The 21,303-nt window shown below is 63.2% G+C and carries 20 protein-coding genes and 1 pseudogene; 7 read left to right on the top strand and 14 right to left on the bottom strand.

Annotated elements, in window-relative coordinates:
- Positions 1 to 48: 48 nt before the first annotated feature.
- The 12 genes and pseudogenes from LDP01_RS15690 to LDP01_RS15635 form a co-directional block, all read right to left on the bottom strand.
- On the bottom strand, positions 49 to 837 hold the full coding sequence (locus tag LDP01_RS15690) for a triose-phosphate isomerase family protein (protein WP_224091303.1): 789 nt from the start codon (positions 835 to 837) through the stop codon (positions 49 to 51).
- Between the two features lie 2 nt (positions 838 to 839).
- Positions 840 to 2,191, bottom strand: a pseudogene (locus tag LDP01_RS15685) (MFS transporter).
- A 171-nt stretch (positions 2,192 to 2,362) separates the two neighbouring features.
- Positions 2,363 to 3,127: an SDR family NAD(P)-dependent oxidoreductase gene (locus tag LDP01_RS15680; RefSeq protein WP_224091302.1), complete on the bottom strand. Its 765-nt coding sequence runs from the start codon at positions 3,125 to 3,127 to the stop codon at positions 2,363 to 2,365.
- Between the two features lie 19 nt (positions 3,128 to 3,146).
- Positions 3,147 to 4,136, bottom strand: coding sequence for a 3-hydroxyacyl-CoA dehydrogenase family protein (locus LDP01_RS15675; protein WP_224091301.1), 990 nt, complete (start codon positions 4,134 to 4,136; stop codon positions 3,147 to 3,149).
- A gap of 2 nt (positions 4,137 to 4,138) precedes the next feature.
- A complete protein-coding gene (locus LDP01_RS15670; protein WP_224091300.1) occupies positions 4,139 to 4,621 on the bottom strand; it encodes a ribose-5-phosphate isomerase in 483 nt (160 codons plus the stop codon).
- Between the two features lie 2 nt (positions 4,622 to 4,623).
- Positions 4,624 to 6,372, bottom strand: coding sequence for a dihydroxyacetone kinase subunit DhaL (gene dhaL / locus LDP01_RS15665; protein WP_224091299.1), 1,749 nt, complete (start codon positions 6,370 to 6,372; stop codon positions 4,624 to 4,626).
- A 3-nt stretch (positions 6,373 to 6,375) separates the two neighbouring features.
- Positions 6,376 to 7,377, bottom strand: coding sequence for a sugar phosphate isomerase/epimerase family protein (locus LDP01_RS15660; RefSeq protein ID WP_224091298.1), 1,002 nt, complete (start codon positions 7,375 to 7,377; stop codon positions 6,376 to 6,378).
- 181 nt (positions 7,378 to 7,558) lie between these two features.
- On the bottom strand, positions 7,559 to 8,257 hold the full coding sequence (locus LDP01_RS15655) for a GntR family transcriptional regulator (RefSeq protein WP_224091297.1): 699 nt from the start codon (positions 8,255 to 8,257) through the stop codon (positions 7,559 to 7,561).
- A gap of 229 nt (positions 8,258 to 8,486) precedes the next feature.
- Positions 8,487 to 9,557: an alkene reductase gene (locus LDP01_RS15650; protein WP_224091295.1), complete on the bottom strand. Its 1,071-nt coding sequence runs from the start codon at positions 9,555 to 9,557 to the stop codon at positions 8,487 to 8,489.
- Positions 9,558 to 9,647: 90 nt separating this feature from the next.
- Positions 9,648 to 10,280, bottom strand: a complete 633-nt coding sequence (locus tag LDP01_RS15645) for an SIS domain-containing protein (RefSeq protein ID WP_224091293.1) — start codon at positions 10,278 to 10,280, stop codon at positions 9,648 to 9,650.
- Positions 10,281 to 10,443: 163 nt separating this feature from the next.
- Positions 10,444 to 10,809 (bottom strand): DUF6479 family protein, encoded by a 366-nt coding sequence (locus LDP01_RS15640; RefSeq protein WP_224091291.1) that lies wholly within the window; start codon positions 10,807 to 10,809, stop codon positions 10,444 to 10,446.
- A gap of 237 nt (positions 10,810 to 11,046) precedes the next feature.
- Positions 11,047 to 11,268 (bottom strand): hypothetical protein, encoded by a 222-nt coding sequence (locus LDP01_RS15635; RefSeq protein ID WP_224091288.1) that lies wholly within the window; start codon positions 11,266 to 11,268, stop codon positions 11,047 to 11,049.
- A gap of 134 nt (positions 11,269 to 11,402) precedes the next feature.
- Here LDP01_RS15635 and LDP01_RS15630 point away from each other — a divergent pair, with 134 nt between their 5' ends.
- Positions 11,403 to 12,578 carry a zinc-dependent alcohol dehydrogenase gene (locus tag LDP01_RS15630; RefSeq protein ID WP_224091287.1) on the top strand — a complete coding sequence of 392 codons (1,176 nt, stop codon included), beginning with the start codon at positions 11,403 to 11,405 and terminating at the stop codon, positions 12,576 to 12,578.
- Between the two features lie 66 nt (positions 12,579 to 12,644).
- Here the strand turns inward: LDP01_RS15630 and LDP01_RS15625 are convergent, their stop codons facing one another.
- Positions 12,645 to 13,658: an SDR family oxidoreductase gene (locus tag LDP01_RS15625; RefSeq protein WP_527249070.1), complete on the bottom strand. Its 1,014-nt coding sequence runs from the start codon at positions 13,656 to 13,658 to the stop codon at positions 12,645 to 12,647.
- 116 nt (positions 13,659 to 13,774) lie between these two features.
- A complete protein-coding gene (locus LDP01_RS15620) occupies positions 13,775 to 15,394 on the bottom strand; it encodes a purine-cytosine permease family protein (protein WP_527249088.1) in 1,620 nt (539 codons plus the stop codon).
- Positions 15,395 to 15,659: 265 nt separating this feature from the next.
- Here LDP01_RS15620 and bioB point away from each other — a divergent pair, with 265 nt between their 5' ends.
- The 6 genes from bioB to LDP01_RS15590 are packed head-to-tail and all read left to right on the top strand — an operon-like array spanning position 15,660 to position 21,300.
- Positions 15,660 to 16,694 (top strand): biotin synthase BioB, encoded by a 1,035-nt coding sequence (gene bioB / locus LDP01_RS15615; RefSeq protein WP_224091283.1) that lies wholly within the window; start codon positions 15,660 to 15,662, stop codon positions 16,692 to 16,694.
- 14 nt (positions 16,695 to 16,708) lie between these two features.
- Entirely contained in the window at positions 16,709 to 16,936 is a 228-nt protein-coding gene (bsaP, locus tag LDP01_RS15610; protein ID WP_224093871.1) for a biotin synthase auxiliary protein BsaP, read from the top strand.
- Positions 16,933 to 18,297, top strand: a complete 1,365-nt coding sequence (gene bioA, locus LDP01_RS15605) for an adenosylmethionine--8-amino-7-oxononanoate transaminase (protein ID WP_224091281.1) — start codon at positions 16,933 to 16,935, stop codon at positions 18,295 to 18,297. Before bsaP ends, bioA begins: the two co-directional genes overlap by 4 nt.
- Before the next feature lie 8 nt (positions 18,298 to 18,305).
- Complete coding sequence (gene bioF / locus LDP01_RS15600) at positions 18,306 to 19,469, top strand: 8-amino-7-oxononanoate synthase (RefSeq protein ID WP_224093869.1); 1,164 nt, start codon at positions 18,306 to 18,308, stop codon at positions 19,467 to 19,469.
- The gene (bioD, locus tag LDP01_RS15595) at positions 19,466 to 20,149 is read left to right on the top strand and encodes a dethiobiotin synthase (protein WP_224091279.1); all 684 of its coding nucleotides are present in this window, start codon (positions 19,466 to 19,468) and stop codon (positions 20,147 to 20,149) included. Before bioF ends, bioD begins: the two co-directional genes overlap by 4 nt.
- Complete coding sequence (locus tag LDP01_RS15590) at positions 20,146 to 21,300, top strand: cytochrome P450 family protein (protein ID WP_224091276.1); 1,155 nt, start codon at positions 20,146 to 20,148, stop codon at positions 21,298 to 21,300. Before bioD ends, LDP01_RS15590 begins: the two co-directional genes overlap by 4 nt.
- Positions 21,301 to 21,303: the final 3 nt, after the last annotated feature.

Below are 21,303 nucleotides of genomic sequence, written 5' to 3'. Positions count from 1 at the left end.
GTCGCAGCAGATGCCCTTTTGAGGGCTCAAAAGGGCATCTGCTGCGACTTACTTGGGCAGCGAGAGGGCCTCGTCCAGCACACGGCCGAAGTTGGTGGCGTCGTGCGCGAAGCGGCCCAGGAAGAGCCCGGAAACCCCTTCCAGCTGCGGCAGGAGACCCGGCTTCGCCGAGCCACCGTAAATGATGGGCAGCTGCTTCACCCCGTGGGCAGCGAGCAATACCCGCAGCTCAGCCACAACCTGGGAAACATAGGCAGCCGATGCCGGCTCGGCAGCACCGATCGCCCACACGGGTTCGTAGGCGATCACCATTTGGGAAGCGACGGACCAGTCCCCGGACACGGCCGTCTTAACCTGCCCGAACACGGCATCGGCGGCAGTTCCAGGTTCATCCACCACCGTCTCTCCGACGCACAGCAATGGCGTCAGGCCAGCGTCGACGGCGGCACGAACCTTCAGGGCCACCCTGGCATCGTCTTCGGCAAAGTGGCGGCGCCGTTCCGCATGGCCGATCTCCACCAGGCCGACACCAAGCTCGGCAAGCATCGACGGGGAGACTTCGCCAGTCCACGGCCCGTCCGACCAACCACAGTTCTGGGCCCCAAGGACCATTGTCGAACCCTGAAGCATCGCGGACGCTGCGGGCAGCACCGGAAATGAAGGGATCACAAACGGGACCACCCGCCCGGCCGCAAGGGCCGGACGGGCGTCCACTTCTGCCAGCAACTGCTCCAGCCACGCCAAACTTTGCGCGTAGCCCATGTACATCTTGGTACTGACACCGATGAACAAGGCCCCGACAGGAGCATCGAGGAAATCAAAGGCAGTCTTGTCCACGGCTACTTGTCCAGCAACTCGTCGGCTTTGTTGGTGAAGGGCCCCGGGTGCCGAACATCATCAGCGCGGCCAGGAAGGGCAGGACACCCAGGGCGTAAACACCCATGGTGCCCGTGTCCGAGGCCGTGACCTGGTTGACCGTGGTGCGAAGGATCGGTGCGACGAAACCGCCGAGGTTGCCCAGGGAATTGATCAGCCCGATACCGGCAGCCGCAGCAGTTCCGGTGAGGAACGCGGTCGGATACGACCAGCAAATGGGACCGGTCGACAGGAAGCTGCACACCGCCAGCGTGATGAAGATGATGCCCAACGCCGGAAGGTGGTTGGCGCCCGCCCAGGCGGAACCGAAGATGCAGAGGCCTGTGGAGACGAACAATGCGGTCCCCCAGCGGCGGCGACGTGCCACAGTGTTTGCAGCCTTGCCAACGAAGTAGCAGGCAAAGATCCCGAAGAACCATGGGATAGCGGCAAGGAGTCCGACGGCGAGCCCCACCTTTTGGCCGGTGAGCTGGGACACCTGCTGCGGCAAATAGAACGTGACGCCATAGACAGCCACCTGCAAGCAGAAGTAGATGACGGTGAAGTACCAGACCCGGCCGTTACGCATGGAAGCGAGCACACCGCGCGGACCTGATTCTTCCTTGACGGTGTCTTCCAGTGCCATGACATCGGTCAGGGCTACCTTCTCTTCTTTGCTCAGGAACTTGGCGTCCTGTGGGCTGTTGATGAGGAAGAAGAAGGACGCGATGCCTGCCACGATGGCCAAAGAACCTTCAACGAAGAACATGACCTGCCAGCCTGCGACGCCAGGAACCTGGTCACCGATGTTGATGAGCCAGCCGGACAGCGGAGCACCCAGCATCTGGGACAGAGGCTGAGCCAGATAGAAGATGGCGAACATCTTCACACGCACTTTGTTGGGGAACCAGGCGGCGAGGAACATGATGACGCCCGGGAAGAGACCTGCCTCGGTGACACCCAGCAGGAAGCGGAGAATGATGAACGACGTCTCACCTTGTACGAAGGCGAAGCACGCGGACACTACGCCCCAGGTGATGGCGATGCGGGCCAGCCAGACTTTGGCGCCGAACTTGGTGAGCAGCAGGTTGCTGGGGATCTCGAACAATGCGTAGCCGATGAAGAAGATACCGGCACCCAGTGCGTAAGCACCTGCGGTAATACCTTTGTCCACCCCAAGGGCAGCTTCGGCGAAGCCCACGTTGGTGCGGTCAAGGAATGCCACCACGTACAGGATGACGAGCATCGGCATCAGCCGCAGCGAAGCCTTGGATATGGCCGACGTCAGAATCGGTGAATCCAGCAACTCCTTGGTGGAAGTTGAGGCAACGGACATTGAAACTCCTCTTTGAGCAATTCAGTTGGGGTTGCGATGGCTTAGGAAGCGCGCCATCAGCGCGGGAAGAAAATGAGCACCATGCCCACTGCGCAGGCAAGGATGCCCACGGCAAGGTAGATCTTGCGTTCTCTGGTCCAGGTCTTCATAACGTCAGGGGTCTTCACGGCCCTAGTGCATGTACAGCCCGCCATCCACGTTCAGCGTCTGGCCGGAAATGTATCCGGAGTCCTCGCTGATGAGGAAGGCGATGGCGGCGGCGATGTCCCTGGTGGAGCCCACGCGGTTCACCACGAGGTCCTTGGTCAGTTCGTCCTTGCGTTCCTGGCTCAACGTGCCGCCCATGATGTCGGTGTCGATGGGGCCGGGTGAGATCGCGTTGACGGTGATGTCGTATTCGCCCAGTTCCCGGGCCGTGGCACGGGTCAGGCCGATCACACCGGCTTTGGCAACCGAGTAGGGGGTTTTGGAGAACGTGCCACCACCGCGCTGGGCGGAGACCGACGAGATGTTCACGATGCGGCCGATCCGGTTCTTGACCATGGATTCGGCCACCCGGCGGGTGGCGTAGTGGACACCGTTGAGGTTGATGTTCAGCACGCGGTCCCACTCGGCAGGTTCGAGTTCCAGATATCCGATGGGCGAGCTGACGCCGGCAACGTTGGCCAGGGCGACGATCTGCGGCAGCTCCGCTTCCAGGTCATCGATGGCGGCCCGGACTTCGGCTTCGCTGGCGACGTTCGCGCCGACTCCGTGGGCCTGGATCCCGTATTCTGCAGCAACTTCCTTGGCTGCAGCCTTGCAGGCGGCGTCATCCAGATCGATGATGCCGATGTTCCAGCCTTGGGCGGCCAGGTAGTTCACTGTGGCGCGGCCGATGCCGCGCTCGGAAACGGCGCCGGTGACGATGGCGGTGCGTTCAGCGGGGAAAGACATGTGTTTTCTCCTGAAAAAGTTAGTTGATGGGTGCCGGGCCGAGCTCTTCAATGAGCTTTTGCATGGCGACGTAGGCCTTGTTCCGGTATGCGATGAGTTCCGGGGTGCGCTCGGCGGGGACGTTGAGGAAGCCCGCGCCGGTCTTGGTGCCGAGCTTGCCTGCCTCCACGAGGTCCGAGAGGATCTTCGGCGTCGCAAACCGCTCCGGGAAGCCGGTCTGCAGGGACTTGTAGCAGAAGTTGTAAACGTCCAAACCGGCCATGTCCGCGATCGCAAACGGACCAAAGAACGGCAAGCGGAAGCCGAACGTCGTACGCACCAGGGTGTCGACGTCGTCCGCTGTTGCGATGCCCTGCTCCACCAGCTGCGCAGCTTCGTGGAACAGCGCGTACTGCAAGCGGTTGAGCACAAAACCCGTAACGTCCTTCACGACGGCGGTCTGCTTGCCGGCCGCGTGGACCAGCTCGCGGGAAGCGGCTACCGTGGCGGCGTCGGTGCCGGCGTGCGGAATGACCTCGACGCCGGGGATAAACGGCGACGGGTTGGAGAAGTGAACGCCCAGGAACCGCTCGGGGTTGGTCACGGCTTCTGCCAGGGAGGCAATGGAAATCGTTGAGGTGTTGGAGCCAATCAGGGCATCCGGGCGGGCAGCTGCGCTGATCCGGGCGAGCGTCTGGTGCTTGATTTCCAAGACCTCGGGAACGCATTCCTCGATGAAGTCGGCGTCCGCAACGGCTTCCTCAATGTCCTTCGCGGCCCACAGGTTCTGCTTGAGGATCTCCGTGGAACCTTCAGGGAAAAGGCCATCGGCAATGAACTGGTCAGACTCAACCAGGAGGCGGTCGAAGTTCTTCTGCGCGATCTCGGCAGAGACATCAGCCAAAGCCACGCGCGCTCCGCCGAGCGCCAGGACCTGGGCGATGCCGCCACCCATGTAACCGGAGCCGACGACGGCGATCTTCCGGGCTGCGTTCTTCGCGGTGCCCTCGGTTGCTTCAGGAATGGTCATGATCAAACTGCCTTCGTGTAGTTGGGCTCGTAGGAGCAAATGGCGTCCACCTTCGCGGCGGAGGATGAGTTTTGGTCAAAGCGGTGGCCGAGCCACTCCCCTACGAGCTTCTTGGCCAGTTCCAAGCCAATCACCCGCTGCCCGAGCGTGAGGACCTGCGCATTGTTGCTCAACACTGAGCGTTCCACCGAGTAGCTGTCGTGGGCGGTCACCGCACGGATTCCGGGGACCTTGTTGGCCGCAATGGCCACGCCCAGCCCGGTGCCGCAGATCAGGAGGGCCCGATCGAACTCACCGTCAGCTACCTTGCGGGCGGCATCGACTGCAACGTGCGGATAGGCCGTTGAATCGTTGGCACCGACTCCGGCATCGGTCACTGCTGCAACGCGCGGGTCGGATTCCAGCAATGCCAGGAGTGCCTGCTTGTATTCCACTCCGGCTTCGTCGTTGCCGACGACGATGCGCCAGCCTTGTGTGTCGCTCATTCTTAGGCTCCGTTTCCGGCCGGAGACGCTGAAGCAGCGCTGGCCAGTAGTGAATCAATGTGTTGGGAGATCCTTGTGGCGATCAGGCCAAAGGAGACTGCGCCGGGATCCGGATGGCCGAGGCTCTTCTCGGCAAGTGGGCGGGCCCGGCCCTTGAGCGGCCGCAGTTCAGCGGTCTGCGCGGCGGCCAATTCAGCAGCCGCAGCGGCTGCTGCCAGTGCCCGATCAACGGGAGCACCGCCGTCGAGCTCTGTCAGGAAGGCGTCCCGGAATGGCAGGAGGGCGTCCACCATGGTCTTGTCTCCGGGCTCGGCCTTGCCGAGTTCGGTGATGGCCAGGACGAAGGCCTTCACCGCGGCGGCGGCGTCGCGGGACGAATACGATTCGCGGTTGCCGAGTGCTTGGCCGGCCGCGATGACCGCCGAACCCCACAGCGCGCCGGATGTTCCGCCTGCCCGTTCGCTCCAGGCCTCGCCGGCCGCTGCAAGGACCCGCGCTACCGATGAGCCCGACTCGGCCTCGCCCGCAGCAGCCGCAGCGTCGACGCCGCGACGCATGCCGATTCCGTGATCACCATCGCCGGCGATAGCGTCCAGCTTGCCGAGCTCGTCTTCGTGTTCGACGACGACATCGCGGACCTGGCCGAGAACCGCCACGGCCTGCCGCCCAAGTTCCGCCGCGGCCGGGGTGGGCTGTTCGACGTCGGCGGTTTCGGCGTCGACGATCGCTGCCTCGGCGCGTGCTGCGCGGGGTGCCATGCTGCCCTTGCGGAAAGCGGGAGTATCGGCGGGCGCGGCCCAGTACTGTTCGAGTTCATCGTCCAGCCAGAGCAGCGTCAGGGACAGTCCGGACATGTCCAAACTGGTCACCAGCTCGCCGCATTCCGGTTCAACAACGGTGAGGCCAGCGGTGATGAGCAGCTTTTCGACCTTACCGAACAGCAGGAAGAGTTCGTCATACTTCACAGTGCCCAGGCCGTTGACGATCGCCACCACGCGATCCCCCGCGTCCTCGGGCTTGTCCGCGAGCAGCTTCGAAACCAGAAGTTGTGCAAGCTCGGACGCGGTGGGCATCGGGAGTTCAGAGATGCCGGGCTCACCGTGGATTCCAAGGCCCAGGGACATCTGCCCGGCCGGGACGTGAAACAGCGGATCCTTGGCACCAGGCAGCGTACAACCGTCGAAAGCCACGCCGAGGGACCGGGTCCGGTAGTTGGTCTTGATGGCCAAACGCTCGACGTCGTCAAGGTTCAGTCCCGCTTCGGCGGCGGCACCGGCAATCTTGAAGACTGTCAGATCGCCCGCGATGCCGCGGCGCTTCCCTAGTTGATCGATGGGTGCACTGGCGATGTCGTCAGTGACGGTGACAGTGCGCGTTTCGATGCCCTCGGCGTTGAGGCGGAGCTGTGCCTGCCCGAAGTGCAGGACGTCGCCAGCGTAATTGCCGTAGCTCAGCAGAACCCCACCTCCGGCATTGGCCGCTTTGGCCACGCGGTATACCTGGCCGGCCGCCGGGGAGGCGAACATATTGCCGCAGGCCGAGCCTGTTGCGAGTCCGGGGCCGACCAATCCGGCGAAGGCCGGGTAGTGCCCGGAACCGCCGCCGACCACCAACGCCACTTGCCCGGCAGGTACTTCGGTGGAGCGGACCACGCCGCCATCCACCCTGGCAACATAGCCGCGGTTGGCAGCCACGAAGCCGTCCAGGGCCTCATCGGCAAAGTCTGCCGGGTTGTCGAAAATCTGTGTCATTCCTTAGACTCCTGCGAATTCTGTCGCGGGCTGTTGCCGGCCTTGCGCGACCTGGCTCGTGCCGAGTTTGTAACCCTCGGTCTTCGGCAGGACGTGGCGGCGCAGGTATTCCTGGTTGCTGGCCGTGACGCTGAGCCCGTCGCCACCGTAGTGCTCGGTGCAGAGGATGCCCTGGAAGCCGACCGAGAGAGCGAACTTGAATGCCTCGCGGTAGTTGATCAGGCCGCTTTCCATGGGTGCGGGCATGGTGATGTAGCTGTCACGGGCCACATCTTCGTCCCGGATGTAATTCTTCATGTGCCAGTAGTTGGAGTACGGCAGGGTCTTGGCCACCATCTCACGCCAGTCCTCGATGGGACGGTGCAGGCGGATCAGGTTACCCAGGTCCGGGTTGAGGCCGACGTTGTCCAGACCGATGTCCTGGACCAGCTGTACGGAGGAATCAGCGGTGCCGAGGTAGGTGTCCTCGTACATTTCCAGGGAGATGAGGATGCCGGCTTCTGCTGCGTGCTTGCCAAGTTCGCGGAGGCGGCTCACGGCGTTGCCCCACAGCTCCTTGTCCCCTACCGGGTCCTTGTAACCCTCCACCGTCCAGAACCACAACTGCTTCTGCTGCTCCGGCGTGATGGCCTGGTGAAGCCCGAAGGAGACAACCTCGCATCCGAGCTCCGCAGCGGCATCGATGGTGCGGTGGCTGTAGGCGAGGTTGTCGGCCCAGTCCGTCTGGTGGATGACGCTTCGGCGGATTGCCGAGATGACGGGCACTCCGATTCCCACTTCGTCAGCCGTCTGCTTGAACTCGGTCAGCCGATCCGTGCTGAGATCGCCCGGACGGACCCAGCTGTCGGTGAGGTCCGCGTTGGCAAAGCCCGCCTCTTTCACTTCCTGGAGGACGCCCGCCCACACGGAAGCATCGGCGTCGTTGATGTGCCGCCCCGCAGCGTCGGTGCCGGGGAACTGCAGGAGGGCCGCGGTGATGGGCCAATTCTCGGCGGTATACGCCATGGTGAACACTCCTTCGTGGAATCCTGTTTCCTATAGGATTTACGAACCAAGCAAAGCTGTCAACCCTTTTCGCGAAACTTCCTAGATCCTATATGTCTTACATATGTCTGTGAAGGCGGTCACGCTGCACATGAAGAAGGCCCGCCGCGTTCGCGGCAGGCCCTTACGGATCGGTGGGTGTTCAGTCTTCGGGCGCGTCAGCCATGGCCCTACCCCGCACCTTTTCCACGTGCTGGATCATTGCCTCCGCCGCTTTCCCCGGATCTCCGCTGGACATCGCGTCGAGCACGGCTTGGTGTTCGGCGATAGCCTGCTCCGCATCCGTGATGCCCACTCCCCCAAACAACCGGAAGCGCTGGATCTGGCCGCCCAGTGTGTTGTAAGCGGCGAGGAGGAACTGGTTCCTGGCTTGCGCCGCGATCAACTGGTGGAAACGCTCGTCAGCCTCGAGGTAGCTGCGGTACTCGGCAAACGTACCGCCCCTGGGTGCCGTCTTGAGATCCTCAACGGCCTGCTTTAATGCGTCCAAGCCTTCCGAAGTCATTCGCTCGCACGCCAGGCGGGCATTCACAGGCTCTATGGAAAGCCGTGCTTCCATGAGTTCCGCGAAGTCCTCCCGCGTGAACACGGGGGCAACGCGATACCCCTTCAGCGCCACGCGCCGCACCATGCCCGTATGCTCCAATCGCGCCAGCGCCTCACGTACCGGAGTGGGGGAAACGTCCAGTTCCCGCGCCATTCCGTCAATGCTGACGGCCGCCCCGGGTTCGAGCCGACCATCCATGAGCCATTCGAGGAGGGCTTCATAAACGTGATCGGCCAGCACCTGGCGGCTGACGGGAAAGCCGGGGCGGGCAAGAGCCGGCGAAGGTTCAGACATGCCACAAATCCTATAGGAACGGGCGCGCACAAGCCCGGGAGGTCTCCCGCACCAGCTATCTCACCCTGTCACATTGCGCCCCCCACTCCCCCAACCAGGTCGCAGCAGCGCGCGTTTTGAGCCGTCAAAACGCGCAGTGCTGCGACCTAGTTGGGCGGGCACACGTTAAAGCACGACGCCGGCACTCGCGTGAGTGCCGACGTCGCGGTCTTGCTGGGGTTCTGCGGGGTTAGTTGGCGTAGAACGGGTAGTCCGTGTAACCCTTTGCGCCCTCGGCATAGAACGTGGACGCATCCGGCTCGTTGAGCGGAAGGCTTTCACGCCAGCGGCGCGCGAGGTCCGGGTTGGCAATGGCGGGGCGGCCAACCACAACACCGTCCGCGAGGCCATCGGCCACCAATGCAACTGCTTCTTCGCGCGTCGTGATTTGGCTGAAGCCAGTGTTCACCAGGAACGTGCCGTTGAAGCGTTCGCGAAGATCCTGGACCAGATCGCCCTTGGGGTCGTGGTGCAGGATACTGAGGTAGGCAAGGTTGAGCGGCGCAATAGTCTCCACGAGGACTTCGTAGGTAGCGCGGACGTCGGCTGCATCCGTCTCGGCGATGCCCTGCACATTGTGTTCCGGGGAGATACGGATGCCCACGCGGTTTGCACCCAATGCCTCAACCACGGCGTTGACGGTCTCGATTACGAAGCGCGCGCGGTTCTCCGGGGACCCGCCATAGCTGTCGGTCCGGACATTGGAGTTGGGCGCAAGGAATTCGTGCAGCAGGTAACCGTTGGCGGAGTGGAGTTCCACGCCGTCGAATCCTGCCTCGATCGCGTTCTTGGAAGCAGTGACGATCTCCTGGATGACTGACGGCAGCTCATCGGTGCGGAGTTCGCGGGGCACCGGGTAGGGCTGCTTGCCATTGGGCGTGCGGACTTCGCCCTCGATGGCAACAGCACTCGGGCCCACGATTTCGTGGCCGCCTGTGATGTCGGCGTGCGAAACGCGGCCACCGTGCATGATCTGGGCGAAGATGCGTCCACCCTCCGAGTGAACGGCGTCGGTGACCGTCTTCCAGCCTGCAATTTGCGCTTCCGTCACCAGGCCGGGCTGGCCCGGGTACGACTGACCGGCCGGCGTCGGGTATGTTCCCTCGCTGACGATCAAACCAAGGGACGCGCGCTGCTGATAGTGTTCGGCGATCAGTGACCCCGGAACTCCCTCAGCACCGGCCCGTAGCCGGGTCAAAGGCGCCATCACGAGTCGGTTGGGAAGTTCAAGCTCACCGAGTGCCAAGGGGGAAAACAGCATGCGCAGTTCCTTTCAGAATGAATCAGGTTCATTCTGGGCAACTGTGCAGCGTCTGCAACTATTCCTGGTGAGAGGCAGATCACAGGCTGTTTAGCCCTGGCCCCGTAGCTTCATGGCGTCGTCGAAGCATTCGCAAAGGGCCAGCACGGCAACCAGGTGCGCTTCTTCAGCGTGCGGCGGATCAGTGTCGATGCAGATCGCCTCGTTGACCGCCTGGGCAAGGTCTTTGGACTCCTTGCCGGTCAACGCCCAGACACGTGCTCCGGCGGCCTTGGCAGCGGCAGCGGCCTCCCGGAGATCATCCGTGATTCCCTTCGCAGCGAGCAACACCACGATGTCGCCGCGGCGAACCTGCCCTCGAATCTGGTCGCTGATGCTTGCGCGGTCGCCGTCATTGGCGCTGTTGCTGACAGATATGGCCTTGAAGGCAGAACCATCGCCGGGCGAACCATAATTGGCATCGTGGGCCGCCAGTTCGGAGGTGAATCTCTGTGCCTCGTGGGCAGAGCCATCGCTGCCGGCAGCAAAAACGCTTCCGCCACGAAGACGGACACGGGCCAGTTCCTCACCCCATTCAGCGAGCCGCGACGATTCACGGCGCAGGGCCGCTACCGCGGGGCCGATCTCGCCCAAATGGCCAAGAACGACGTCAACTGCATGCCTCTTTTGCCTTGAATCCGTCGGGCGCACCACCTGTCCCGGTCGCCTTACCACGATGCTCACTTCCTGCCTCCGTTTCACCGTAGGAACTTACACGTTCCTATCTCCGTCCCGCCTGGAACTGTCCCGCACAGAGTCGTCCCGCAAAGGCTCTTCCCTGACACTTTCCCGTGCCGAGCGATCCCGTGTTAGCCGTTCGTCACGCGAACCCATGTCACGGTCACGTTCACGATCGGTGTCGTTCTCCCGGTCGCGGGCCGGTCCTGACATCGGGGTCCACCTTGTCGGCATGGCGCAGGTGCTCCTCAACGCGGCCACTGGCTTCTTCGGCTTTCTCCGCGTGCCGGTCGGCTTCGCGCCGGAGCCGGTTGGCCTCGACTTCTGCCTGAACGGCAGCAGCCTCGGCTTGTGCCGACTGGGCCTTCGCCTGGTGTGCGCCGACGGCTTCCTGGTCTGCCTTCTCGCGCAGTTCCCCTGCCCGACGGCGATTGAGCTCGGTCTTCTTCTTACGCCCAACTACTACCGCAATAATCACAGCTGCGACTACGACGACGGCCAACACGATGATCAATACCAGTTGTCCTGTGTCCATGTGGATTGCCTCCCTCGCGAACGGCTTTGTTTGGGCGCCGCCCCTAGCCCATGCTGTGCTTAGTACCCAAAGTTGTACCCATCCCGTGCTCGTTCCAAACGCTTTCTGATCACGTGGACAGCTATTTCCTCTCAGCTTAACACCAATTATCAGGTTACTTACTAAGTGGCGCGCGGAGGTGACCCGGGAGGGTCGCTGCGGACCGCCGTCGTTCTACTGCTACAAAATCAGGCGCCTTTAGCTGCCCGTCGGCTCTGGATGCTCCCTGGCGCGCTTCTCCTCCGGCGTCTCGCCGCTTTCATCAGGGATGAAGGTGGGGTCCACTTCGGTGGTGAAGTCACCCGTCCCGGCGCTGCTGCCCTCATGCTCGACGTCGGCAGGTACCGCGGGCTTTGAGGCTTCAGAGGGCGCTGCGCTTTCGGAAGACGTTTGGTCCGGTTCGCTCGATGCTTCGCTCATAGCCTCAATCTAGGCCCGGCATCCGGGGCTGTCGAGGCTACCGAAGACCTTGTGCGCCGCTGCCAACTCTGCTTCGCTGGGAAGGTCTCCTGCAGCGCGGGACACCTCCAGCCCCCAAAGCAGGGAGAGCGATTGTGAAAGCAGTGACGTGGCAAGGAAGACGCTCAGTGAGCGTTATTGATGTCCCCGATCCCACCATCCAGGAACCCACGGATGTCATCGTCCGAATAACATCTTCAGCCATTTGCGGCTCGGACCTGCACCTCTATGAAGTCCTGGGCCCCTACATGCACAAGGGCGACGTCATCGGCCACGAGCCCATGGGAATCGTCGAAGAAGTGGGTCCGGAGGTCCACCGGCTCAAGAAGGGCGACCGGGTAGTCGTGCCTTTCAACATCTCCTGCGGCCGGTGCTACATGTGCAACCAAGGCCTCCAGTCGCAGTGCGAAACCACGCAGGTCAAAGCCAAGGGCACAGGGGCCGCACTCTTTGGATACTCCGAACTCTACGGCTCTGTCCCGGGCGGCCAAGCACAGTACCTGCGTGTGCCTTTCGGGGACTATGGGCCCATCAAAGTAGATTCAGACCTCCCCGATGAACGCTATCTGTTCCTCTCGGACATCCTGCCCACTGCGTGGCAGGCCGTGGAATACGCGAACGTCCCCGAGGGCGGCACGTTGGCGGTTATGGGACTCGGCCCTGTGGGCCAGTTCGCCTCCAGAATTGGCGTCCACAAGGGTTTCCGTGTCATTGGCGTAGATCCCGTTCCCGAGCGCCGGGCCATGGCGGAAGAACATGGGGTGGAGACGATGGACTACAGCCCGGACGTTGCAGCCCAGATCCGCGAACAGACCCTCGGCCGGGGCCCCGACGCGGTAGTGGATGCAGTGGGCATGGAAGCCCACGGCTCCCCGGTTGCATCATTCCTGCACCGGGCGGTTTCCCTGCTCCCTGACAAGCCGGCGCAGGTAGCCATGGAGACGATGAGCGTGGACCGCCTTGCTGCCCTCCACACAGCTGTGGATATGGTGCGGCGCGGCGGCACCGTTTCACTCAGCGGCGTTTACGGTGGCCAGGCCGATCCCATGCCGCTGATGACCATGTTCGACAAGCAAGTCCAACTCCGCATGGGGCAATGCAACGTCCGCAACTGGACTGACCAGCTGCTCCCCTTGGTAGAGGACGACGCCGATCCGCTGGGAGTCATGCATCTGGTCACCCACACTGGTGGTTTGGACGATGCACCGGACTTGTACGAGAAATTCCAGAAGAAGCAGGACGGCTGCATCAAGGTGGTGCTCAAGCCCTGATTTCGTGAAGGATCCGATTGGTGGAACTGCCTGGCTGGCTATACCGGCTGGATACCGGGAGGCTCCCTATGCGAGGTGCCTTCCGCCGGTAACCCCAATAACCGAGCCGGAAATATAGCTGGACTCCTCTGTCGCAAGGAGCACATACGTCGCGGCAAGTTCAGCAGGCTGACCGGCCCGGCCGAGGGGCGTGTCCTGCCCGAACTTCACGATCTTTTCCTCCGGCTGGGTTGGTGGCTGCAACGGAGTCCAAACGGGTCCGGGAGCTACCGCATTGACCCGGATTCCCTTAGGACCGAGGGACTCTGCCAACGAGAACGTCATGCTGTTGATGGCTGCCTTGGTGGCGGCATAATCGATGAGCGAGGGACTCGGATGGTAGCCCTGGATCGATGAGGTGTTGATGATCGAGGACCCCGGCTGCAAATGAGGCAAGGCCGCCTTGGTAAGCCAGAAGAGCGCATAGACGTTGCTCTTGAAGGTCCGGTCGAACTGCTCGCTGCTGAGGTCTTCGATCCCCTCGCTGGTAGTCATTTGGAAACCTGCGTTGTTGACCAGGACATTCAGCCCATCAAATTCCTCGATGGTTTGGGCGATGACTTCCTGGCAGAATTCCTCGTCCCGCAGATCCCCCGGCAGCGCGAGGGCACGGCTGCCGGCGGCCTCGATCAACTGGACGGTCAATTCGGCGTCCTGTTCCTCTTCCGGCAAATACGTGAACGCCACATCTGCGCCTTCACGGGCGAAGGCAATGGCTACGGCCTTCCCAATCCCGCTATCGCCGCCAGTAATCAAGGTCCGGAATCCCATCATCCGGTGATGGCCCACGTAGCTTTGCTCCCCGTGATCCGGACGCGGGATCATCGCCTCGGTCCAGCCCGGGTAGTCCTGGGTTTGCGGTTCGAACTCCCCCGACGGATACATCGTCCGTGGATCTGACGCGTCTTCAGGATCCTCCGCCGGGTTAAGGACGTGATTTTCCAACGCCATCGCGATGTCCTCGTCGAGGTCGGTTGTTGACTCGACCTGCCCGGATTCCTCGCCCTGCCCGGCCTCTTCGTTCCGCTCATCCTGTGCCATGCCTCATTCTAAGCACCCTGACTATTCGCACACAGCGTCAGCCCAACTAGGTCGCATTAGATGCCGTTTTGAGGGCCCAAAACGACATCTAATGCGACCTACTTGGGGCAGCGCGCCTATTTTTGAGCCGGCAGCACCAGTGCGCCTGACTTATCCGTGGACAAGGCAAGGGAAGAGATGAAGCGGGGTTCGCCGTCGGGACCGTCCTGGCCTGAGCGGAGCATGTCCGGGCGTTCGAACTCCAGTCCGGTGACGTGGCAGAGGAGCTTCTCGTCGCTGGGGTTTCCGTCGGCGTCGAACATGGGCAGGTCAATCCCGTCATCGGTGCGGCGGAGGTAGTAGCGGCCACGTGTTGCCAAAGCCAGGACCGGGGGAAGTACCAAAGCAAGGACGACGGCGAAAATTGGCGAGTACGGCTGCACTCCGGCACCGAAAGCCCCAAAGAATACCGCGATGGACACCCCCGCCGACACGAGCATGGAAACGAAACCAACCGGGTTGACGGCGTAAAGCATGCCCCGGCGGAACTCAGGAACCTTGGGCGAGATCTTCAGGAGGTACTTGTTGATGGCGATATCGGAGGCGACTGTGACCACCCAGGCCATGGCGCAGTTGGCGTAGAAGCCAAGGATCGTGTTGAGGAACTCGAACATGTTCGACTCCATGAGGACCAACGCGATCACCAGGTTGACCACCACGAACACCATGCGGCCCGGGTAGGTCTTGGTGATGCGGGTGAACGAATTGGTCCAGGCGAGCGAGCCGGAATAGGCGTTGGTGACGTTGATCTTGATCTGCGAGATAACCACCAACACAACGGCAAGGGACATCGCGAGCCACGCAGGCATCATCTCCTGGTACACACCTAGGAACTGGTGGACTGGTTCGTTGGCGTGCACGGACGCGGCGGGGTCCAGCCGGGCGATCAGGTAAATGGCAATAAACATGCCCACGACCTGCTTGATGGCACCGAAAATAACCCAACCGGGTCCGGCAAGAATTACGGCACGCCACCAAGCGCCTTTGTTCTCCGCGGTCTTGGGTGGCATGAAGCGCAGGTAATCGATCTGCTCGGCGATCTGGGCCATCAGCGAAAGGCAAACACCGGCAGCCAGCATCACGGAGGCAAGGTTGGTCCCGCCCCCGCCCGAAGCACCGGTGTACGCGAAGAAGGCGTCGATGCTCTCCGGATGTGACAGCAGCAGATAGCCAACGGGAACCACCATGAGCAGCAACCACAAGGGCGTGGTCCACACTTGCAAAGTAGCAAGGGTCTTCATCCCGTAGATCACCAACGGAATGATGATGATGGTGGACACGGCATAGCCAAGCCATTGCGGGACACCAAGCCCCAATTGCAGGCCCTGGGCCATGATGGAACCCTCGAGGGCAAAGAAGATAAAGGTGAAGGTCGCGAAAATGATGTTCGTGACCACTGAACCGTAGTAGCCAAAGCCTGACCCGCGGGTGATGAGGTCGAGGTCGATGTTGTAGCGGGCGGCGTAGTACGCCAGTGGAAAGCCCGTGGCGAAGATGATCACTGCGGCCACGATGATGCCGACGATCGCGTTCACGGTGCCGTAGGCGATGCCGATGTTTGCCCCGATCGAGAAGTCAGCCAGGTAGGCGATCCCGCCCAGCGCACTGGTCGCCACCACACCCGCGCTCCACTTCCGGTAGGAGCGCGGGGCGAACCGGAGCGTGTAGTCTTCAAGGCTCTCCTTCGCCGCGCTCATCGCATCGGCGCTCCCCGCCGTCGTAGCTCTTTGGGTGTCTGTCAGAACGTCGCTCATCCGGGCTCACTTTCAAGATTCGTGGTCGGTGCTTCGCCAACGACGCTAGTCACGCGGCGGGTCAAATCAGTCACAACGATGTTTCACAGCTGTAACTTCTGCACCAGCTCTTTCACCCCTAAGCCATAAGTGCGCTCCAAAAACCGTGATGCCACTTTGTGCGGACCCCACAAAATCGCGTAACGCGCCCACGGATACCGTCAAGTCCATGACGACCCAAACAACTGATCGAACCCCAGCAGGCGCTGCCTACGCCATCCTGGACATCGCACGCGAGCAGGTCCTTGAGCGTGGTGAAGGCCTCAACGAAGCCCAGCTTGTGGAGATCCTCCAACTTCCTGACGAAGCGATACCCGCGGCCATGCAGCTCGCCCACGAGGTCCGGCTGAAGCACTGCGGCGAGGACGTCGAGGTTGAAGGCATCATCTCCATCAAGACCGGCGGCTGCCCTGAAGACTGCCACTTCTGTAGCCAGTCCGGCCTGTTCGATTCCCCTGTCCGAGGCGTCTGGTTGGATATCCCCGAGCTGGTGAAGGCCGCCAAGGAAACCGCCACCACCGGTGCCACGGAGTTCTGCATCGTCGCAGCTGTGCGTGGCCCGGACATCAAGCTCATGAACCAGATCAAGTTCGCGATCGACCGCATCAACGAAGAAGTGGACATCAACATCGCCTGTTCGCTGGGCATGCTCACTCAGCGCCAGGTTGACCAGCTGGCCGAGTGGGGCGTCCACCGCTACAACCACAACCTCGAAACCGCCCGGAGCTACTTCCCGGAAGTTGTCACGACGCACAGCTACGAGGAACGGCTGGACACCTGCAACATGGTCAAGGCCGCCGGCATGGAACTGTGCTGCGGCGCCCTGATCGGCATGGGTGAAACCCTGGAGCAGCGGGCCGAACTCGCCGCCCAGCTGGCCGCATTGGAACCGCACGAAGTTCCACTGAACTTCCTCAATCCGCGCCCGGGAACGCCGCTGGAAAACCAGGGCATCATGGACGGCAAGGACGCCCTCCGCGCCATCGCCGCCTTCCGGCTCGCCATGCCTCGCACAGTGCTCCGCTACGCTGGCGGCCGCGAACTGACCCTCGGGGATCTTGGAACCCGCGATGGCTTGCTCGGCGGCATCAATGCCGTGATCGTGGGCAACTACCTCACCACCTTGGGCCGCCCCGCCACCGCCGACCTGAATCTCCTGGTGGAGCTCAACATGCCCATCAAGGAACTCCAGAAGTCGCTATGACCGCGGTTGGCGCAATGACGGCGGACTACTGCGCGCATTGCGGGGGCGCGCTTGCCGGCACCCAAGGCGAGCGCCCGACGTCGGACCCCCACCCGACATCGGACCCCCACCAGGGCTGTCACCAACGGTTGGCGATGGAACCGCCCAGGTATTGTGCGCAGTGCCGCCGCCGGATGAAGGTCCAGGTGACGCCGCTGGGATGGTCGGCAGAGTGCTCGCGTCACGGACGGTTGTCCCGATGACGTCGCTGATCGAGCGGGAGTCCCTGATCGAGCGAGGTTCCTTGATCGAGCGCGATCGGGCGAGCCTGTGGCATCCTTACGCTCCGGCGTCCGGGACGCTGCCGCTCTGGGAAGTTGAAGCAGCCGACGGCGTGGCGCTGCGGCTTCGGGACGAGGACGGCCGAACGCATGAGGTGCTGGATGCGATGTCGTCGTGGTGGTCGGTGATCCATGGGTATCGCCATCCTGTGCTGGATGCCGCGGTTCAGCGGCAGTTGGGGTCCTTCAGCCATGTGATGTTCGGTGGGCTGACGCATCAGCCTGCAGTGGAACTTGCGGAGAACCTGCTGGCGATGGCACCAGGCGAGCCCGGCCGTCGGTTGGAGCGCGTGTTCCTGGCTGATTCCGGTTCCGTCTCAGTGGAGGTTGCCCTGAAGCTGGCGGTGCAGTTCCAAACAGCGTCCGGGCGTCCACAACGGCAGCGTTTCCTGACGGTCCGCGGCGGCTATCACGGCGACACGTTCGCGGCGATGGGCGTGTGTGATCCCGTTGACGGTATGCACTCCGCGTTCCCTGGTTTGCTGGCGGATAACGTGTTCGCGCCGCGCCCTCCAGCCGCGGCGACGGCCAGCCCAGCAGTTATCAGTGAGTGGCGGACATCAGTTGAGGAGCTGGCACGTGAGCATTCCAACGAGCTCGCCGCGATCATTGTGGAACCTGTCCTGCAAGGGGCCGGAGGGATGTTCATCTACCCGGCAGAGTGTGTGCGAATCCTCCGTGAGGTGGCTGACGAGTATGGCCTGCTGCTCATCCTGGACGAGATCGCCACTGGTTTCGGACGAACAGGCGAGTTGTTCGCGGCGAACGATGCCGGCGTTGTCCCGGACATGCTATGCGTCGGCAAGGCGCTCACGGGTGGGTACATGACGCTGGCCGCAACGTTGTGCACGGGTGAGGTTGCCCGGGTGGTCTCCAATGGTGGTGCTGGTGCACTACTTCACGGTCCCACATTCATGGGCAACCCGCTCGCGTGTGCCGTGGCCAACGCGAGCCTCGGACTACTGCGGGACGGGGATTGGCGCGCAGACGTTGACCGCGTGGGCGCAGGCCTCGCGGAGGGCTTGGCCCCGGCGGTGGGGCTCGACGGCGTGAGGGACGTCCGTACTATCGGCGCTGTGGGCGTCATTGAGTTGGCGGACGCGGTGGACGTCGCTGCAGTGACCCGGGCTGCGATCAGGCAGGGAGTGTGGATCCGTCCGTTCCGCAACCTGGTCTATACGATGCCGCCGTACATCAGCTCAACCTCCCAGATCAGGACCATTACCGCGGGCATGGTGGCGGCAGTCTCCGCGGCCGCAGACAGGCTGGGGGCCAGAGCATGAGCCTCTCCATGACCGCCTGGCTGGAGCAACAGGCAGAGGTCCGCGAGCGCCGTGGACTCGTGCGGAGGCCGACAGTGCGAGGCCCGCAGGGCGGACCTCGCCGGATGATCGACCTCGCAAGCAACGATTACCTGGGCCTGTCCACGGATCCACGCCTGGCGGCGGCTGCCATGGACGCGATCAGGCGCTGGGGCACTGGCGCTGCATCGTCCCGGTTGGTCACCGGCACCACGGAGCTGCATCTTGAGTTGGAGCACCACCTTGCCCTGTTCACCGGAGCGGAAGCTGCGTTGGTGTTCTCCTCCGGCTACCTCGCCAACCTGGGTGTCACCACGGCTTTGGGTGGTCCCGGAACGTTGATTGTGGCGGATGAGTACTGCCATGCCTCGTTGATCGATGGTTTGAGGCTGAGCCGCTCCGAGGTGCGGGAATTCAAGCACAATGACGCTGCGGATGCGGCACGCCTCCTGGCGGACCGGACACAGCCGCGGGCCCTTGTTGTTGTGGAGTCCATCTACAGTGTGGGCGGGGACGCCGCTCCCCTGCAGGAGTTGTTCAGTCTGGCCCAGGAACACGATGCCGTTCTGCTGGTCGACGAGGCACACAGCCTGGGCGTTGCCGGCGTTGGCGCCTTTCAGGGGCGGGGCGCGGTGGCGGGTACCAGCCTCGCGGACCATCCGGGCGTTGTCCGCACGGCCACCCTGTCCAAAGCATTGGGGAGCCAGGGCGGGGTGGTGCTCGGTTCCAGCCTGCTGCGGGAGCACTTGGTGAACCGTTCGCGGAGTTTCATTTTCGACACCGCGTTGGCCCCGCCCGCAGCGGCTGCTGCCATGGCCGCCGTCGGGATCATCCGGCAGGAACCTTGGCGCGCCGCGGCCGTCCATCACAACGCAGCCGCTCTCGCCGCCCGACTGCAACCCGCGCTGGGAGGCCCAGCCGCTGTCGAGCGGTGTGCCGGAGCGGTGCAATCCATCCCCATGCCTTCAGCGGAAGCTGCCTTGGCTGCGAGCCAGGCCGCGTACGCTGCCGGCGTCCAGGTGGGCTGTTTCCGGCCACCATCGGTGCCGGACGGAATCTCCCGCCTGCGACTCACGGCCCGTGCCAACCTCACCCCCACCGACCTCGACCACGCCTGCGCAGTGCTGCGCGACATCCTGGAGCGAACCTCATGAAACTTCCCCGCATCATCCTGGTGACCGGTACCGATACCGGCGTCGGGAAGACCATCACGACGGCGGCACTCGCCGCGGCACTGAAGCAGCGCGGCTGTTCGGTAGCGGTCTACAAGCCCTGCCAAAGCGGCAACGTGGACGGCGATTCGGACTGCGCGGAAGTAGTGCGGCTTGCCGGCCCGCTTACGGCCGAGGCCGGCATCGTACTCGAACAGCCGTTGGCTCCCGTCCCCGCGGCTGCCTGTGATGAGGTGGTGCTGCCGCAGCTTGCCTCGCATGCCGGGCGAATCCGTGCACTGGCCAACACGCACGACCACGTCCTTGTGGAAGGTGCAGGTGGGGTGCTTGTTGAGTTGGACCACGACGGCGGGACGCTGGCTGACCTGGGCACCCTCCTGGGCGATTCGGCTGGCTTCGCCGTGGTGGCACGGCCGTCGCTGGGCACGTTGAACCACACGGCGCTGACGCTTGAAGCCCTCGATCGGCGGGGCTTGCCGGTGGTCGGTGTTGTGCTTGGCAGTTGGCCTGCTGTCCCTGGCGCTGTGGAGCGCAGCAACCGCGCCACCATCTCCGACTGGCCTGTGCCGCTGCTGGGTGCTATCCGGCAGGAAGCCGCCGGAATGGACCCGGGCGTGTTCCGCGAACACGCGGCCTCCTGGCTTGCCGGGGTGCCGGCATGAGCACCGTTACTACATGTCCCTATAAGGTGCTGCGCGATCCGGACACCGTCCGCGAGGTCCTTCACCGGCCCGAAGACTTCAGCCCTGCCAATGCGCTTCTGGCAGTGACACCCCTGAGCGGTCAGTCTCTCCGCGTCCTGCAGAAGGCGCGCTTCGCCCTTCCACCCGTTCTGGCCAGCAACCACTCCCCCTCACATGCAGCTATCCGCAAGGTAGTGGCGGGCTTCTTCACGCCTGCCAAGGTGGCCGCCATGGAACCGCGCATCCGGCAGCTCTCCAGGGAGTCGGCCGCTGCCGCAGCCCAGGTCCTTGGTTCTGCGGGAAATGTTGATTTGGTGCAGGCAGTGGCCGCGTATCCGCCAGCAGTCATCATGTTGGAGATGCTGGGGCTTCCCGCCCGCGACCTCCCCCGGTTGAAAGAGTGGAGCCTGGACTCCCTTGAGTTGTTCTGGGGCTGGCCGGATCCTGAACGGCAACTCGAACTGGCCCACACTGCGGCGGACTTCTACACCTGGCTGCGGGAGCTGGTCCTGGAATCGGTGGAGGCACCGGTAGTTCCCGGCGCAACAAACCTGTTCAGGGCACTCGCAGACCACGGACTCAGCACGCCGGAGATCTGTTCCTTGGGCTACTTCCTGCTCATCGCGGGCCAGGAGACCACTACGCAGCTCATCAGCACCACGCTGTTCCGTCTGGCCGAGGGCTCGCGCGGAATCTCCTGGGACGAAGCCTCCTCCAGCGCCAAAGCCCGCGGGATTGTTCGTCATGTGCTGGCCACCGAGTCTTCCGTGCCTACCTGGCGGAGGGTGGCCGCCCGCGATACCGAGCTTAACGGCGAGCACATCCTTGCGGGCGAGGAAATCCTGGTGGAGCTGACCGGGAACCACGGCTTTCCCTGGGCGGCCGGTGAAGGCAGCGGTGAGTCTGTTGGGGAAGCCACCGACCATCAGGGACCCACGCCCTACGCCTTGGCCTTCGGCTCCGGAATCCATCGATGCCTTGGTGCCAAGCTCGCCGAGCTGGAGACCGTCGTCGTGGTTCAGGAAACCACCGCGGCACTGAACGGGGTCCGGCTCGGGGACCCCAACCCCGAATGGCTCCGTTTGCTATCGTTCCAGGCTCCCCGGACCGTGACAGTAATCCCTGGGTAGGCT

It is taken from the genome of Arthrobacter sp. StoSoilB13 (genome assembly GCF_019977255.1).
GTDB lineage: Bacteria > Actinomycetota > Actinomycetes > Actinomycetales > Micrococcaceae > Arthrobacter.
The sequence above is the reverse complement of the archived record's forward strand: the minus strand, read 5'-3'. Positions and strand labels throughout refer to the sequence as shown.

What these genes read in the sequence shown, in the direction of transcription:
- LDP01_RS15680 (WP_224091302.1), bottom strand. Translation starts at nt 3,127, where the DNA reads ATGTCTTTCCCCGCTGAACGCACCGCCATCGTCACCGGCGCCGTTTCC.
- LDP01_RS15675 (WP_224091301.1), bottom strand. Translation starts at nt 4,136, where the DNA reads ATGACCATTCCTGAAGCAACCGAGGGCACCGCGAAGAACGCAGCCCGG.
- LDP01_RS15670 (WP_224091300.1), bottom strand. Translation starts at nt 4,621, where the DNA reads ATGAGCGACACACAAGGCTGGCGCATCGTCGTCGGCAACGACGAAGCC.
- dhaL (WP_224091299.1), bottom strand. Translation starts at nt 6,372, where the DNA reads ATGACACAGATTTTCGACAACCCGGCAGACTTTGCCGATGAGGCCCTG.
- LDP01_RS15660 (WP_224091298.1), bottom strand. Translation starts at nt 7,377, where the DNA reads ATGGCGTATACCGCCGAGAATTGGCCCATCACCGCGGCCCTCCTGCAG.
- LDP01_RS15655 (WP_224091297.1), bottom strand. Translation starts at nt 8,257, where the DNA reads ATGTCTGAACCTTCGCCGGCTCTTGCCCGCCCCGGCTTTCCCGTCAGC.
- LDP01_RS15650 (WP_224091295.1), bottom strand. Translation starts at nt 9,557, where the DNA reads ATGCTGTTTTCCCCCTTGGCACTCGGTGAGCTTGAACTTCCCAACCGA.
- LDP01_RS15640 (WP_224091291.1), bottom strand. Translation starts at nt 10,809, where the DNA reads ATGGACACAGGACAACTGGTATTGATCATCGTGTTGGCCGTCGTCGTA.
- LDP01_RS15635 (WP_224091288.1), bottom strand. Translation starts at nt 11,268, where the DNA reads ATGAGCGAAGCATCGAGCGAACCGGACCAAACGTCTTCCGAAAGCGCA.
- LDP01_RS15625 (WP_527249070.1), bottom strand. Translation starts at nt 13,658, where the DNA reads ATGGCACAGGATGAGCGGAACGAAGAGGCCGGGCAGGGCGAGGAATCC.
- LDP01_RS15620 (WP_527249088.1), bottom strand. Translation starts at nt 15,394, where the DNA reads ATGAGCGCGGCGAAGGAGAGCCTTGAAGACTACACGCTCCGGTTCGCC.
- bioB (WP_224091283.1), top strand. Translation starts at nt 15,660, where the DNA reads ATGACGACCCAAACAACTGATCGAACCCCAGCAGGCGCTGCCTACGCC.
- bsaP (WP_224093871.1), top strand. Translation starts at nt 16,709, where the DNA reads ATGACGGCGGACTACTGCGCGCATTGCGGGGGCGCGCTTGCCGGCACC.
- bioA (WP_224091281.1), top strand. Translation starts at nt 16,933, where the DNA reads ATGACGTCGCTGATCGAGCGGGAGTCCCTGATCGAGCGAGGTTCCTTG.
- bioF (WP_224093869.1), top strand. Translation starts at nt 18,306, where the DNA reads ATGACCGCCTGGCTGGAGCAACAGGCAGAGGTCCGCGAGCGCCGTGGA.
- bioD (WP_224091279.1), top strand. Translation starts at nt 19,466, where the DNA reads ATGAAACTTCCCCGCATCATCCTGGTGACCGGTACCGATACCGGCGTC.
- LDP01_RS15590 (WP_224091276.1), top strand. Translation starts at nt 20,146, where the DNA reads ATGAGCACCGTTACTACATGTCCCTATAAGGTGCTGCGCGATCCGGAC.